14 protein-coding genes are annotated in these 14,022 nt (G+C 65.6%); 6 read left to right on the forward strand and 8 right to left on the reverse strand.

What is annotated here, in order from left to right; translation table 11 throughout:
- The first annotated feature begins 46 nt into the window (after nt 1-46).
- Nucleotides 47-358 (forward strand): DUF485 domain-containing protein, encoded by a 312-nt coding sequence (locus SFA35_RS07645; RefSeq protein ID WP_320578899.1) that lies wholly within the window; start codon nt 47-49, stop codon nt 356-358.
- On the forward strand, nt 355-2,013 hold the full coding sequence (locus SFA35_RS07650) for a cation acetate symporter (RefSeq protein ID WP_320576844.1): 1,659 nt from the start codon (nt 355-357) through the stop codon (nt 2,011-2,013). Before SFA35_RS07645 ends, SFA35_RS07650 begins: the two co-directional genes overlap by 4 nt.
- Nucleotides 2,014-2,091: 78 nt before the next feature.
- Here SFA35_RS07650 and SFA35_RS07655 read toward each other — a convergent pair whose 3' ends face one another.
- On the reverse strand, nt 2,092-2,250 hold the full coding sequence (locus SFA35_RS07655) for a DUF3309 family protein (RefSeq protein ID WP_414058530.1): 159 nt from the start codon (nt 2,248-2,250) through the stop codon (nt 2,092-2,094).
- Nucleotides 2,251-2,518: 268 nt separating this feature from the next.
- Here SFA35_RS07655 and SFA35_RS07660 point away from each other — a divergent pair, with 268 nt between their 5' ends.
- The 3 genes from SFA35_RS07660 (at nt 2,519) to csrA (ending at nt 4,111) form a co-directional block, all read left to right on the forward strand.
- Nucleotides 2,519-3,334 (forward strand): SDR family oxidoreductase, encoded by an 816-nt coding sequence (locus tag SFA35_RS07660; protein ID WP_320576848.1) that lies wholly within the window; start codon nt 2,519-2,521, stop codon nt 3,332-3,334.
- Nucleotides 3,335-3,371: 37 nt separating this feature from the next.
- On the forward strand, nt 3,372-3,704 hold the full coding sequence (locus SFA35_RS07665; RefSeq protein ID WP_320576850.1) for a YnfA family protein: 333 nt from the start codon (nt 3,372-3,374) through the stop codon (nt 3,702-3,704).
- A gap of 200 nt (nt 3,705-3,904) precedes the next feature.
- The gene (csrA, locus tag SFA35_RS07670) at nt 3,905-4,111 is read left to right on the forward strand and encodes a carbon storage regulator CsrA (protein WP_320576853.1); all 207 of its coding nucleotides are present in this window, start codon (nt 3,905-3,907) and stop codon (nt 4,109-4,111) included.
- Here the strand turns inward: csrA and SFA35_RS07675 are convergent.
- From SFA35_RS07675 to SFA35_RS07690, 4 genes are all read right to left on the reverse strand, one after another.
- Nucleotides 4,077-4,304, reverse strand: a complete 228-nt coding sequence (locus SFA35_RS07675) for a YheU family protein (RefSeq protein WP_320576856.1) — start codon at nt 4,302-4,304, stop codon at nt 4,077-4,079. The two genes, csrA and SFA35_RS07675, sit on opposite strands and share 35 nt — an antisense overlap.
- 123 nt (nt 4,305-4,427) lie before the next feature.
- Nucleotides 4,428-5,609 carry an osmoprotectant NAGGN system M42 family peptidase gene (locus SFA35_RS07680; RefSeq protein ID WP_320576858.1) on the reverse strand — a complete coding sequence of 394 codons (1,182 nt, stop codon included), beginning with the start codon at nt 5,607-5,609 and terminating at the stop codon, nt 4,428-4,430.
- 61 nt (nt 5,610-5,670) lie between these two features.
- A complete protein-coding gene (gene ngg / locus SFA35_RS07685) occupies nt 5,671-7,434 on the reverse strand; it encodes an N-acetylglutaminylglutamine synthetase (protein WP_320576859.1) in 1,764 nt (587 codons plus the stop codon).
- Nucleotides 7,435-7,437: 3 nt separating this feature from the next.
- Nucleotides 7,438-9,210 (reverse strand): N-acetylglutaminylglutamine amidotransferase, encoded by a 1,773-nt coding sequence (locus SFA35_RS07690; protein WP_320576861.1) that lies wholly within the window; start codon nt 9,208-9,210, stop codon nt 7,438-7,440.
- Nucleotides 9,211-9,597: 387 nt separating this feature from the next.
- Between SFA35_RS07690 and SFA35_RS07695 the strand changes: the two genes are divergently transcribed.
- The gene (locus tag SFA35_RS07695; protein WP_320576863.1) at nt 9,598-9,762 is read left to right on the forward strand and encodes a LuxR C-terminal-related transcriptional regulator; all 165 of its coding nucleotides are present in this window, start codon (nt 9,598-9,600) and stop codon (nt 9,760-9,762) included.
- A gap of 35 nt (nt 9,763-9,797) precedes the next feature.
- Here the strand turns inward: SFA35_RS07695 and SFA35_RS07700 are convergent, their stop codons facing one another.
- From SFA35_RS07700 to SFA35_RS07710, 3 genes are read right to left on the reverse strand one after another with little or no spacing between them, the layout of a single operon-like run.
- Nucleotides 9,798-10,889, reverse strand: coding sequence for a lipocalin-like domain-containing protein (locus SFA35_RS07700; RefSeq protein ID WP_320576865.1), 1,092 nt, complete (start codon nt 10,887-10,889; stop codon nt 9,798-9,800).
- A complete protein-coding gene (locus SFA35_RS07705) occupies nt 10,879-13,353 on the reverse strand; it encodes an ABC transporter permease (protein ID WP_320576868.1) in 2,475 nt (824 codons plus the stop codon). The genes SFA35_RS07700 and SFA35_RS07705 overlap by 11 nt, the downstream gene beginning before the upstream one ends.
- A complete protein-coding gene (locus tag SFA35_RS07710) occupies nt 13,350-14,006 on the reverse strand; it encodes an ABC transporter ATP-binding protein (RefSeq protein WP_320576870.1) in 657 nt (218 codons plus the stop codon). Before SFA35_RS07710 ends, SFA35_RS07705 begins: the two co-directional genes overlap by 4 nt.
- Between the last annotated feature and the right edge of the window lie 16 nt (nt 14,007-14,022).

A 14,022-nucleotide genomic window follows, 5' to 3' on the forward strand; every position in this document is an offset into this window, starting at 1 on the left:
TAAAGTGGAACTGTTCCACCCAATCTGTGCTGCGAGGACAAAAACAATGAACGACAGCATTTACCTCTCGATTCAAAACAGCCCCCGTTTCAAGGAGCTGGTTGCAAAAAGGGAGCGGTTCGCCTGGATTCTTTCGGCGATCATGCTCGGGCTCTATGCCGCCTTCATCTTCCTGATCGCCTATGGCCCGCATATTCTGGGCGCCAAGTTGAGCCCCGGCTCGTCCATCACCTGGGGCATTCCGATCGGGGTCGGTCTGATCGTGTCCGCCTTCGTCCTGACGGCCATCTATGTGCGCCGGGCCAATGGCGAGTTCGACGACCTCAATGCGCTGATCCTCAAGGAGGCGCACCAATGATCCGGCCTCTGCTCGGTACTCTCGCACTCACCGCCCTGGCCCCCACCGCCATGGCTGCCGACGCGCTGACCGGCGCGGTGCAGAAGCAACCCCTGAACGTCTCGGCCATCGTCATGTTCGTGGTGTTCGTGGCCTTTACCTTGTGCATCACCTATTGGGCGTCCAAGCGCAACAAGTCGGCCTCCGACTACTACGCGGCAGGCGGGCGCATCACCGGCTTTCAGAACGGCCTGGCGATCGCCGGCGACTACATGTCGGCGGCGTCCTTCCTGGGCATCTCGGCGCTGGTGTACGCCTCCGGCTATGACGGCCTGATCTACTCCATCGGTTTTCTGGTGGGCTGGCCGATCATCCTGTTCCTGATCGCCGAGCGCCTGCGCAACCTGGGCAAGTACACCTTCGCCGACGTGGCGTCCTACCGCCTCAAACAGAAGGAAATCCGCACCTTGTCGGCCTGCGGCTCGCTGGTGGTGGTGGCCTTCTACCTGATTGCGCAGATGGTCGGTGCCGGCAAGTTGATCCAGCTGCTGTTCGGCCTGGACTACTACGTGGCGGTGATCCTGGTCGGCATCCTGATGTGCCTGTACGTGCTGTTCGGCGGCATGCTGGCGACCACCTGGGTGCAGATCATCAAGGCGGTGATGCTGCTGTCCGGTGCCACCTTCATGGCCATCATGGTAATGAAGCACGTCAATTTCGACTTCAACATGCTGTTCTCCGAAGCCATCAAGGTCCACCCCAAGGGCGAGGCCATCATGAGCCCTGGCGGCCTGGTGAAGGATCCGGTGTCGGCGTTCTCCCTGGGCCTGGCGCTGATGTTCGGCACCGCCGGCTTGCCGCACATCCTGATGCGCTTCTTCACCGTTGGCGACGCCAAGGAAGCCCGCAAGTCGGTCCTGTACGCCACCGGCTTCATCGGCTACTTCTACATTCTGACCTTCATCATCGGCTTTGGCGCCATCCTGCTGGTCAGCACCAACCCGGCGTTCAAGGACGCGGCCGGCGCCTTGCTGGGCGGCAACAACATGGCGGCGGTGCACCTGGCCAACGCAGTGGGCGGCAGCATCTTCCTGGGCTTCATTTCGGCCGTGGCCTTCGCCACCATCCTCGCGGTGGTCGCCGGGCTGACCCTGGCCGGCGCCTCGGCGGTGTCCCATGACCTGTACGCCAGCGTGATCAAGAAGGGCAAGGCCAACGAGCGCGACGAAATCCGCGTGTCGAAGATCACCACCATCGCCCTTGGCGTGCTGGCGATCGGCCTGGGCATCCTGTTCGAGAACCAGAACATCGCCTTCATGGTGGGCCTGGCGTTCTCCATCGCGGCCAGCTGCAACTTCCCGGTGCTGCTGCTCTCGATGTACTGGCAGAAACTTACCACCCGCGGCGCGATGATCGGCGGCTGGCTGGGGCTGGTCAGTGCAGTCGGGCTGATGATCCTCGGCCCGACCATCTGGGTCACTATCCTGCATCACGAGAAGGCGATCTTCCCGTATGAATACCCGGCGCTGTTCTCCATGATCATTGCCTTCGTCGGCATCTGGTTCTTCTCGATCACCGACAAGTCGACGGCTGCGGACAACGAGCGGGCGCTGTTCTTCCCCCAGTTCGTGCGCTCGCAGACCGGGTTGGGCGCGAGTGGCGCCGTGGCACACTAAATGAAATGAAACCGCAGTAACGACAAACCCCGCCTAGGCGGGGTTTGTCGTTACTGCGATAGCCGCTACAGCATCGGGTTATATCTTCCCGAGCAGTACCAGGATCAGCAGAATGATCAAGACTGTACCGATGATGCCCGATGGCCCGTAGCCCCAGCTTCTGGAGTGCGGGAACACTGGCAGGCCGCCGACCAGCAGCAGGATCAGAACAATGATAAGTATGGTGCCCATGGCGATTTCCTTATTTGCACTTTTGAAGTTGTTGGCCAGTCAGGAAAGTCTTGACCGCTTACCAACTCCGACTGTGCCGGGGCTGGAAAGATTCCGTTGATCGCAAACTTTGTTGCGCGCCTGTGATGAGCGTCGCTTGTTTGTGCTCTCGGCTCGGCTTGAGCACGGGCGGTGGCTGAGGGCGGGGTATGCCTGGGCCATTCAGCGAGGTTATGAAGCTTTTCGCCAGGCCCTGGCTGGCTAGACTGCGAGCATTCCAAAGAAGGATGTTGCTATGCACAATCGCATGATGATCACTGGCGCAGGCTCAGGCCTGGGCCGCGCCCTGGCCTTGCGCTGGGCCCGCGAAGGCTGGCGCCTGGCGTTGTCCGACATTGCCGAGGAGGGCCTGGCCGAAACCTTGCGCCTGGTACGCGAGGCCGGCGGCGACGGATTCAGCCAACGCTGCGACGTGCGTGACTACAGCCAGCTGACCGCCCTGGCCCAGGCCTGCGAAGAGCGCCTGGGCGGCATCGATATAGTGGTCAACAACGCCGGCGTGGCCTCGGGCGGCTTTTTCGAGGAGTTGTCGCTGGAAGATTGGGACTGGCAGATCGCGATCAACCTGATGGGCGTGGTCAAAGGCTGCAAGGCTTTTCTGCCGCTGCTGCAGCAAGGGGGCGGGCGGCTGATCAACATCGCTTCCATGGCCGCGTTGATGCAGGGCCCGGGCATGAGCAACTACAACGTGGCCAAGGCCGGGGTCGTGGCCTTGTCCGAGAGCCTGCTGGTGGAGCTGGCCGGGTCCGGTGTGACGGTGCACGTGGTGTGTCCTTCGTTCTTCCAGACCAACCTGCTGGACTCGTTCCGCGGCCCGACGCCGGCGATGAAGGCCCAGGTGGGCAAACTGCTGGAGAGTTCACCGATCAGCGCCGACGACATCGCCGGCTACATTTACACTCAGGTCGGCGCTGGCGAGTTCATGATCCTGCCCCACGAGCAGGGGCGTCAGGCCTGGCAGCTCAAGCAGCAGCACCCCCAGGCGCTGTACGACGAAATGGCCGGGATGGCAGCGAAGATGCGCGCCAAGGCCCGACAGACCGGGCATTGATCCCGTATCCTCAGGCTTTGTTCCTGTGGAGGCCGGCATGCTCAATTACCTGTGGTTCCTGCTCGCGGCGGTCTTCGAGATCGCCGGTTGCTACGCCTTCTATCTCTGGCTGCGGCTGGGCAAAAGCGTGCTCTGGCTGTTGCCGGCGCTGCTCAGCCTGAGCCTGTTCGGGATGTTGCTGACCCGTGTCGAGGCGGCCTACGCCGGCCGGGCCTACGCCGCGTACGGCGGCATCTACATCCTCACCTCGCTGGCTTGGCTGGGCCTGGTCGAGCGGGTTCGCCCTGGCGCTTCCGATTGGCTGGGCGCACTGTTCTGCTTGGTCGGGGCGAGCATCATCCTGTGGGGGCCGAAGTTGCACAGCGCCTGAGCCGGACCGCAGTGCAAAAGCGTTCAAACCGGTTCGACAAGGTGCAGAAGCGTCCCAGTGGCCAGGGCTTTGTGGGAAATTTCTGTAGGAAGAGGTGCCAGGGGTTGTAGTCCATCTCGCTTTTTGCGCCCCTGTATTGTGCCGGGGCAACAGCGCCGCGCAGGCTGTGACTTCACACCTTATGGCTTGGAGTTACAGACATGTTGGTACTGACCCGAGAAGTTGGAGAACTCATCTGCATTGGCGATGATATCTGGATCAAGGTCCTGGAGGTGCGCGGCGGCAGCGTGCGCCTGGGCATCCGCGCGCCGGCGCATATCGAGGTGCACCGCAGTGAAGTGATGGAGCGCATTCAGGCCAAGCGCGAATTGCTCAATCAAAAAGCTCAGGTGGGATGTCGTGCTTGAGCATGAGCGTGCATTGCTGGCTTTCTGGATCGAAGACGATGAACGCCTGGCCCTTGTTCAAGGCCTGGCGTACGCGCTGAACCCGGGTTTCGAGCGGTGTTTCATCACCGTTGTCGGTACCGTCGCGGGTCACGAAGTCTTCGATCAGGCCGGTCAGGGTCTCGGGATGTAGCTGGTCTTGGGGGATAAGCATGCTGGGTCTCGGCGCTGGGGGCGCGATGGTAGCACTTCTGAATTCAAGGCTTGTATACAAGCCGCGATATCGCCACAGCGGCCCGGCGGCCCCGCAAGGCCGCCGGGCGGTTTCAACAAGCGTTTATTTGTGCCCGACCAGGGTGTCCACCGGCGGCACCCGGGTGTCGCTCTCCATCTGTGCATCGTGCTCGATCTGATGGCTGAAGCGCTCGAGCGAACTGTTGGTCGGTTTGGCGTCGCTGGCGAAGACCGGCGGGCTGAGGATGTAGGCCACCAGTATGCGGCTCAGGGCGCTCAGGCTGTCGATGTGGGTGCGCTCGTAGCCGTGGGTCGCATCGCAACCGAACGCCAGCAGGGCGATACGGATGTCGTGCCCGGCGGTGATCGCCGAATGGGCGTCGCTGAAATAGTAGCGAAACAGGTCGCGCCGCACCGGCAGCTCATTTTCCTCGCCAAGGCGCAGCAAGTGTCGCGACAAGTGATAGTCATAGGGCCCGCCGGAGTCGAGCATGGCCACGCTCACGGCGTGCTCGCTCGAATGCTGGCCGGGGGCGACCGGCGCAATGTCGATGCCGACGAACTCGCTGACGTCGAAGGGCAGGGCTGCTGCCGCGCCGGACCCGGTTTCCTCGGTGATGGTGAACAGCGGATGGCAATCGATCAGCGGCTCCACACCGCTTTCGACGATGGCCTTGAGTGACGCCAGCAGCGCCGCGACGCCAGCCTTGTCGTCCAGGTGGCGGGCACTGATGTGGCCGCTGTCGGTGAATTCAGGCAGGGGGTCGAAGGCCACGTAGTCACCGATGTTCACGCCAAGCGATTCGCAGTCGGCACGGGTCGCGCAATAGGCGTCCAGGCGCAGCTCGACGTGGTCCCAGCTCACCGGCAGCTGGTCGATGGCCGTATTGAAGGCGTGCCCGGAGGCCATGAGCGGCAGCACACTGCCACGGATCACCCCATTGTCGGTGAACACGCTGACCCGGCTGCCCTCGGCAAAGCGGCTCGACCAGCAGCCGACCGGCGCCAGGGTCAGCCGGCCGTTGTCCTGCACCGCGCGCACGCTGGCGCCGATAGTGTCCAGGTGCGCCGACACGGCGCGGTCTGGCGAGGCCTTCTGGCCCTTGAGGGTGGCGCGAATGGTGCCGCGCCGGGTCAGCTCGAAGGGGATGCCGATTTCTTCAAGGCGCTCGGCGACGTAGCGCACGATGGTGTCGGTAAAACCCGTGGGGCTGGGAATGGCGAGCATTTCCAGGAGGACTTTCTGCAGGTACTGCATATCCGGTTCGGGAATTTTGCGAGTCATGGAAACTCCTGATTGGATAAAGAAGAGGCCAGGCCACCCATGGCGGTGGCCTGGCGCAAGGTCAGCGGGGCGCCTTGCCGTTGGCAAAGGCCTGGCTGTGCGGGAACAGCAGGTCGATGAAGCGCTGCGCGGTCGGGCGCGGCTCATGGTTGGCCAGGCCGGCGCGCTCGTTGGCTTCGATGAACACGTACTCCGGCTGGTCTGCTGCCGGCACCAGCAGATCAAGGCCGACCATGGGGATGTCCAGCGCGCGGGCGGCGCGCACCGCCGCCTCGGCCAAGGTCGGGTGAAGGATGTCGGTGACGTCTTCCAGGTGACCGCCAGTGTGCAGGTTGGCGGTCTTGCGCACGGCCAGGGTCTGGCCCGCCGGCAGGACGGTGTCGTAGTCGACCCCGGCAGCCTGCAAAGTGCGCAGGGTTTCGTGATCCATCGGAATCCGGCTCTCGCCCCCGGTGGCCGCCTGGCGCCGCTTGCTTTGCACCTCGATCAGCGCGCTGACGCTGTTGTGGCCGTCGCCGACGATCTGCGCCGGGCGGCGGATGGCCGCCGCCACCACCTCGAAGCCGATCACCACGATGCGCAAGTCGGCGCCTTCGTGAAAGCTTTCCAGCAGCACCCGGCTGTCGAAGAGCAAGGCCTGCTCGATGGCGGCCTGCACTTCGTCCAGGGTGCCGAGGTCGACGGCCACGCCGTGGCCCTGTTCACCATCCAACGGTTTGACCACGATACGCCCGTGTTCTTCGAGGAACGCTTCGTTGTCATCGGCGCTGCCGGCCAGTTGCTGGGCAGGCAGCTGCAAGCCGGCGGCCTTGAGCACCTTGTGGGTCAGGCTCTTGTCCTGGCACAGGGTCATGGCCACGGCGCTGGTCAGGTCGCTCAGCGACTCGCGGCAACGCACCTTGCGCCCGCCGTGGCTGAGGGTGAACAGGCCGGCCTCGGCGTCGTCGACCTGCACGTCGATGCCGCGGCGGTAGGCTTCGTCGACGATGATACGGGCATAGGGATTGAGATCCGCTTCCGGCCCGGGGCCGAGGAACAATGGCTGGTTGATGCCGTTCTTGCGCTTGATGGCAAAGGTCGGCAGGTTGCGAAAGCCGAGCTTGGCGTAGAGGTTCTTGGCCAGGCGGTTGTCATGCAGCACCGACAGGTCGAGGTAGGCCAGGCCGCGGCTCATGAAATGCTCAACCAGGTGACGCACCAGCACTTCGCCGACGCCGGGTCGAGTACAGCGGGGGTCGACCGCCAGGCACCAGAGACTACTGCCGTGTTCCGGGTCGTCGAACGCCTTGCGGTGGTTGAGGCCCATCACGCTGCCAATCACCTGCCCGCTGTCTTCATCCTCGGCCAGCCAGTACACCGGGCCGCCCTGGTGGCGCGGGGTCAGCAGGCTGGGGTCGATAGGCAGCATGCGGCGCTTGAGGTAGAGCTGGTTGATTGCTTCCCAATCGGCCTCGTTCTGCGCGCGGCGGATGCGAAAGCCGCGAAACACGCGCTGCGCCGGGCGATAGTCGCTGAACCACAGCCGCAGGGTGTCGGAGGGGTCGAGAAACAACTGCTGTGGCGACTGCGCCAGCACTTGTTGCGGCGCAGCCACGTACAGGGCGATGTCGCGCTCGCCGGGCTGCTCCTGGAGCAACTCGGCGGCCAGGCTCTCCGGGGTCGGATAGGTATGGCCGATCAGCAGCCGGCCCCAGCCGCAATGCAGCAGGCGCGGCCGTTGTTCCAGCGCGCTGCCATCCTCGGCCAGGCGCGCCTGCAGGCGTTCGTAGGAGGGCGTCTGGCCGCGCAGCAGGCGCTGGTTGAGGGCTGAAGCATTGGCTTTCATCGGTCAGATTCCTTGTTCGCTGAGCCACAGGTTCAGCGCTGCCAGTTGCCATAGCTTGGAGCCGCGCAGCGGGGTCAATTGCCCCTGCGGATCGGTCAGCAGGCGGTCGAGCATGATCGGGTTGAACAGGCCGCGGTCCTGGCTGGGGTCCAGCAGCAGGTCACGCACCCAGTCAAGGGTGTCGCCCTGCAGGTGCTTGAGGCCGGGGACCGGGAAGTAGCCCTTCTTGCGGTCGATGACCTCGCTGGGGATGACCCGCCGCGCCGCTTCCTTGAGCACCTGCTTGCCGCCGTCGGGCAGCTTGAACTTGCCCGGCACTCGTGCCGACAATTCCACCAGGCGGTAGTCGAGGAACGGCGTACGCGCTTCCAGGCCCCAGGCCATGGTCATGTTGTCGACTCGTTTGACCGGGTCGTCGACCAGCATCACCGTGCTGTCCAGGCGCAGCGCCTTGTCCACGGCAGCATCGGCGCCTGGCATGGCGAAATGCTCGCGAACGAAATCGCCGGCCGCATCATGCTGGGTCAGCCAGCGCGGTTGCACGGTGGCGGCGTAGTCGTCGTAGCTGCGGTCGAAGAACGCCGAGCGATAGGCCGCATAGGGATCGCTGGCGCCGTCCACCTGCGGGTACCAGTGGTAGCCGGCGAACAGTTCGTCGGCGCCCTGGCCGCTCTGCACCACCTTGCAGTGCTTGGCCACTTCGCGTGACAGCAGATAGAAGGCGATACAGTCGTGGCTGACCATCGGCTCGCTCATGGCGCGGAAGGCCGCTGGCAGTTGCTCGATGATTTCGCGCTCATCGATGCGCAGCTGGTGGTGCCGCGTGCCGTAATGTTTGGCGATCAGATCGGAATACTGGAACTCGTCGCCCCGTTCCCCGCCGGCGTCCTGGAAGCCAATGGAGAAGGTCGACAGGTTCTCTACCCCGGTCTCGCGCAGCAGGCCCACGAGCATGCTCGAATCGACGCCGCCCGATAGCAGCACGCCGACGTCCACGGCTGCGCGCTGGCGGATCGAGACCGCATCGCGGGTGCTTTGCAGCACGCGGTCGACCCAGTCTTCGAGCGTCAGGTTGGCCTCATCGGCGTTCGGCCCGTAGGGCAGGGTCCACCAGGTTTTCTGCTCGGTGTGGCCGTTGGCGTCGATGCGCATCCAGCTGGCCGGCGGCAGCTTTTCGATGTTGGCCAGCAACGTGCGCGGGGCCGGCACCACGGCGTGGAAGTTCAGGTAGTGGTTGAGCGCGATCGGGTCGAGCACCGGGTCGATGTCGCCGCCCTTGAGCAGCGCCGGCAACGACGAGGCGAAGCGCAGGCGGCTGGCGTTGCGCGACAGGTACAGCGGTTTGACGCCCAGGCGATCGCGGGCGATGAACAGACGCTGGCTGTCGCGCTCCCAGATGGCAAAGGCGAACATGCCGTTGAGCTTGGGCAGCAGTGCTTCGCCCCAGGCGTGATAACCCTTGAGGAGCACTTCGGTGTCGCCACCCGAATAAAAGCTGTAACCCAGCGCTTCGAGTTCGGCGCGCAGTTCGGGGAAGTTGTAGATGGCGCCGTTGAACGCCAGGGACAGGCCCAGCTGGGCGTCGATCATGGGCTGCGCCGAGCCGTCGGACAGGTCCATGATCTTCAGGCGCCGGTGGCCCAGGGCAATCGGCCCCAGGCTATGGAAACCCCAGGCGTCCGGGCCGCGTGGGGCCAGGTCGTGGGTGATCCGTTCTACCGCGCCAAGGTCGGCCGGGCGGTTGTCGAAACGTAGTTCTCCTGCTAATCCACACATGGTTGGGTCAATCCGTTCTTTGTTGCCTGTTGCGGACCGGATGGAGGGCTCTGACTTTCACCGGTCCCTTCGGGCGCGAATGCTTGATCAGAGTGCGCCGCTGCGAGTGGTCTGGGTATTTCGAGTACCTTGACGAGCGTATCGTTCAACCCGAGCTGCCCGGTGCGGTCGGCGACTGAAAATTTTTTTTCATCGTGCAGTGCCGGGGAAATATTCAGTTACCCGACGCCGCAGGGGTTTAGCTAAGGTGAGTTAGGGTTTGATATTGCCCATTATGAAAACCCATGGGAATTCGCTCGCATGACGGGAAAGGGACTGTGCGATGCATCGCAAGAAGCGCCAGAGGGCACATTGATTCCGTGCGTGCTATCGGAGCGTGAACGTCAAGTGTTGAGCCTGACAGCCAGTGGCAAGACGGCTGCGCAGGTAGGGCAGGTGCTTTACCTGTCCGAACGGACCGTCAACTTTCACGTCGCCAACGCTGTGGCCAAACTGGCGGCAGCGAACAAGACCGAAGCGGTGGCGATCGCGGTGCGTTCGGGCTGGATTTAGCGGCTGCGCCACTGCAGATAGGAATCGGCCCTCCCTCAGTACCCGGTCATCTCCAGATAGCCCTCACCCTCCTGACTGCCGACGAAGCGGATCGGGCCCTCCCAGTAAGGCGTCGCCAGGCCCATCCAGGCGCGCTCGTTGAGGGGCTGGGTGCGGATGTCGAGGCCTTTGCCAGGGATTTTCACCGACCAGGCAGTGGGCACCTGATGGCCATCGATGTTGCTGAACATCAGCGGCTGCAGTTCGATATCGCCGGCCTGCAAGGCCTGGGTGCGGCCGTCGGCCTCGATCCAGTTGCCGCTCAGGTAGGGGCGGCCATCGGCGTGGCGCAGGCGAAACAGCATCAGCTGCCGGCCACCTTGCAGGTGCAGCGAGAACCAGTCCCAGCCCTGCTGGTTGGCGGCCATGTACTGGCTGCTCCACTCGCGGTCCAGCCAGGCGCTGCCTTCGACGTCCAGAGTGCGGCCGTCAATGGTCAATTGGCCGCGGGCTTGCAGGAACGGCTGACTGTAGTACCACGAAGCTTGGCCCTGATCGGACTTGCGGCTGTAGCCTTGCTCGCCCTGCAGTACCAGTGGACGTTCGCTGTGCAGCTGCAGGTCGTAGGCAAAATGCGCGTCACGGGCCTGCACTCGCAGTTGCTGCAGCGGATCGCCCGCGCGGGCGGTGCTGGCCAGGGTCCAGTCGTCGATCCAGGCGTGCCAGGGCTCGCCGGCCACGCCGGCCTGGCCGACGCCGCCACGGCCCAGGCGCTGGGCGGCGTATTGCTGGGTGGCGGTGGTCAAGCCGGCGTGGCCGAGCCAGAGGTTGGCGTTGTTCCAGCCGGGGCCGTCGGCGGCCGGCGCCAAGGCGCTGCGAAACAGCGTCCACTGCACGCCGTAGTGGTTGCCCTGGGCGTCGTGCAGGTTGGCGGTGACGTACCACCATTCGATGCGGTAGTCGGGGTGGGCGTAGTGGTCACGCGGGAACACCAGTGCGGCGCCTGGGCTGACGCTGGCGAACGCCTGTTGCGCGCCGCCCAGCCCGGCAAACCCGCTGGTGGCCCCTTTGGACGGCGCCGGCGCCGGGTCGCAGGCGCTCAATAGCAGGGCTACGGCCATGGCCATTGCGGTCAGCTTATTTCTCATCGATCAAGACCCTCAACAAGTCGGCGGGCCGGCTGCGCAGCAGGCGCCACAGCGGCCAGGCCGACGCCAGAGCGGTGGCCAGCGCGGCCAGCCCGAGCAGCTGCAGCAGTTGCGCCGGGAAGACCTGCAGCGGCAGGCGCCAGCCGAACGCCTGGACGTTGATCACCGCCACCAGGCACCAGGCCAGCAGTATGCCCAGGGGCACCGACAAGGCCAGGGTCAGCAGCGCCAGCAGCCAGGTCTGGCCCAGGTTGATCCACAGCAGATGGCGCCGTCGCACGCCCATGGCCCAGAGCGGCGCCAGTTGGCCCAGGCGTCCCTGGCTCTGGGTCAGCAGGCTGATGAACAAGGCCACGCCGGCCACACCCAGGGTCAGGCTGTCGAGGGCGCCGGTGGCGGCGAAGGTGCGCTCGAATACCTGGCCGGCCCATTGTTTCAGCTGGCTCTGATCGACGATGCGGCCTTCGTCGAGGCTGAATTGGCCGAGCAGACGCTGGCGCAACCCGGGCACGTCGGTGGCAGCCATGCGCACCGCCAGCCGGCTGACGGCGAGGGTCGGCCAGTGGCGCTGCATGGCCGCTGCGGCCACCAGCACGTGCCCGCGCGGGTTGCCATAATCGGCGTAGATAGCGATCACCTGCGGCTGCCAGGGGCCTCGCTCGCTGGGCAGGCTGAGGCGGTCGCCCAGCTTGAGGTGCAGATGACGGGCCAGTTGCTCGCTGAGCATCAGGCTGTCGCCGTCGAACAGGCGGTCCCAGGGCTGACTGTCCAACGCTTGCAGCAGCGGCCAATGCTCGCGATACGTGGGGTCGTCGAGCACTCCGGCGATGTCGGCCGGCCAACCCTGAACCCGGCTGTCGCGCTCCAGGGCGGGCAGCACGCGCTGCACCCCGGGCTGCTGCTGCAACCAGCTCTGCAGCGCCGCGCTCTGGGCGCTGTCGACCGGGCGCAGGTACAGCTCGGCGGTCAGACGCTGTTCCAGCCAATGGCCGAAGGTCTGGCGAAAGCCCTCGATCATGCTGCCGGCACCAATATTGGTGGCCAGAGCCAGCAGCAGCGCCATCAGCGCCAGGCTGATGCCCGGCAACTGCTGACGGCTGTCGGCGATGAACCATTGCGCCAATGGGCCCAAGCGCAGCTTGCCCAGCGCCTGCAACAGCAGCCCCAGCAGCACCGGCAGCCCGGCGGCGGCCGCCAGCAGCAGGCTGCCGAGCAGGACGAAGCCGCTGGCCAGGCTGTCACCGCACAGCCCGGCGCCGGCCGCTGTAAACAATGCCAGCAGCGCCACCATTGCCTGACGCCGCAGGAAGGCCCGATGGGCTCCATGCCAGGCTTCGTTGTCGGCCAGCGCCAGCACCGGCAGGCGCGCGGCGCGCCACAGGCTGCTGGCCCCGGCCAGCAGCGCGCCGAGCAGGCTCAGGCCCAGGCCGCTGAGCCACCAGCCACGGCTCAGGGTCAACGCCCCGGCGACCTGGGCGCCATACAGGCCGCGCAGGCTGGCGGCGACGTCGGGCAACAACCAGCTGGCCAGCAGGTAGCCGCTGGCGACTCCTGCGACACCGCCCAGCAGGGCCAGCGCCAGCAGCTCGAAGGTCAGCACGCCGACCAGCCCGCGCGCACTGACCCCGCAGGCGCGCAGTGTGCGCAGCAGCGGCCGGCGTTGTTCCAGGGCCAGGCCGATGGCGGCGTGGACGATGAACAGGCCGACGACGAAGGCCAGCATGCCGAGGGCCGCCAGGTTCAGGTGGAAGCTTTCGGTCAGGCGCGCCATGTCGGCATTTTCGCCCTGGGCCTGCCACTGCAGTTGGCTGGCCAGCGCTGCGGGCAGCTCGGCGTGATAGCCAGCCGGCAAGGTCAGCCGCGAGATCAGTTGCGGGGCTTGCAGCAGGCGCTGCGCCGCGCCGATGTCCATCAGCAGCAGGCCCGGTGCCATGCCGTCGCGCGGTTGTAGCGGCGGCAGGGGCTGACCATCACGGCTCAACGGTTGCTCGCCGGGATGCCAGCCCCATTCGCGCAGGGTCTGCGCCGCGATCCAGGTGCGCCCTGGCGTGCCGATGAAGGCGGTCAGCTCGTCGAGGTCGGGCACGCTGCCGGCCAGGGACGCGTTGGCCGGCAGGGTCAGCGGCTCGATGCCGAGCACGTCCAGCGAGCGCTGCGGGTCGGCCCCGGCCAGTTGCATGCGGCCTTGCAGGGCCGGTGATACAGGCCAGCCGAGGCGCCGCAGTTGCACGAAGGTGTCCTGGCTCAGCCGCCCGCCCACGCGGGCCACCAAGGTAGGCAGTGGCTGGCCGCCGATCAACTGGCTGGCCTGGGCGTAGCTTTGCCGCGCCTGGCCGTTGAGCGCCAGCACGCCGATGAACAGCGCCGTGGCCAGCCACAGGCCGGTGAACACGCTGATGAACTGCACCGGGTGCTTGCGCCAGTGGCTGAGCAGCGCGCGCAGGCTCCAGTAGAGTACGCTCACTGGACGATGCGCCCGGCATGCAGGCGCACGGTGCGCTGCAGCTGGCTGGCCACCAGGGGGCTGTGGGTGACCATCAGCAGGGTGCTGGCGCTGTCGCGCTGCAGCTCCAGGAGTAACCTGAGCACCGTGGCGCTGCTGCCTTCGTCCAGGTTGCCGGTGGGTTCATCGGCCAGCAGCAGGCGTGGCTTGGCGGCCAGGGCGCGGCCCAGGGCGACCCGTTGCTGCTGCCCGCCCGAGAGCTGTTCGGGATAGCGCTGCAGCAGCTCGCCGAGGCCCAGGCGCTCGACCAGCTGCGCCTGCCACGCAGCATCGAAACGCTGCGCCAGGCGCGCCTGGAAGGCCAGGTTGTCGGCCACGGTGAGGCTGCCCACCAGATGAAACTGCTGGAAGATCAGGCCGACCTCGCGGCGTCGCCAGTCGGCCAATTGTGCCTCGCCCAACTGCTCGAGCCGGCGGCCGGCCACCTGCAGGCTGCCGCTGTCGAAGCGGTCGAGCCCGGCCACCAGATGCAGCAGGGTGCTTTTGCCGCTGCCCGATTCGCCCATCAGCGCCAGGCTGGCGCCGGCTTCCAGGCTCAGGTCCACGCCCTGGAGGATGTTCAACGGCCCTTGGGGCGTTGCGTAGTGCTTGTGCAGATTCTCGATCAACAGCATCGGGCAGCCTTTTGGC

Origin of the sequence: Pseudomonas sp. HR96, from assembly GCF_034059295.1 — a bacterium.
Lineage (GTDB): Bacteria > Pseudomonadota > Gammaproteobacteria > Pseudomonadales > Pseudomonadaceae > Aquipseudomonas.

Coding starts and splice junctions, on each gene's coding strand:
- SFA35_RS07645 (WP_320578899.1), top strand. CDS start 47: ATGAACGACAGCATTTACCTCTCGATTCAAAACAGCCCCCGTTTCAAG.
- SFA35_RS07650 (WP_320576844.1), top strand. CDS start 355: ATGATCCGGCCTCTGCTCGGTACTCTCGCACTCACCGCCCTGGCCCCC.
- SFA35_RS07660 (WP_320576848.1), top strand. CDS start 2,519: ATGCACAATCGCATGATGATCACTGGCGCAGGCTCAGGCCTGGGCCGC.
- SFA35_RS07665 (WP_320576850.1), top strand. CDS start 3,372: ATGCTCAATTACCTGTGGTTCCTGCTCGCGGCGGTCTTCGAGATCGCC.
- csrA (WP_320576853.1), top strand. CDS start 3,905: ATGTTGGTACTGACCCGAGAAGTTGGAGAACTCATCTGCATTGGCGAT.
- SFA35_RS07675 (WP_320576856.1), bottom strand. CDS start 4,304: ATGCTTATCCCCCAAGACCAGCTACATCCCGAGACCCTGACCGGCCTG.
- SFA35_RS07680 (WP_320576858.1), bottom strand. CDS start 5,609: ATGACTCGCAAAATTCCCGAACCGGATATGCAGTACCTGCAGAAAGTC.
- ngg (WP_320576859.1), bottom strand. CDS start 7,434: ATGAAAGCCAATGCTTCAGCCCTCAACCAGCGCCTGCTGCGCGGCCAG.
- SFA35_RS07690 (WP_320576861.1), bottom strand. CDS start 9,210: ATGTGTGGATTAGCAGGAGAACTACGTTTCGACAACCGCCCGGCCGAC.
- SFA35_RS07700 (WP_320576865.1), bottom strand. CDS start 10,889: ATGAGAAATAAGCTGACCGCAATGGCCATGGCCGTAGCCCTGCTATTG.
- SFA35_RS07710 (WP_320576870.1), bottom strand. CDS start 14,006: ATGCTGTTGATCGAGAATCTGCACAAGCACTACGCAACGCCCCAAGGG.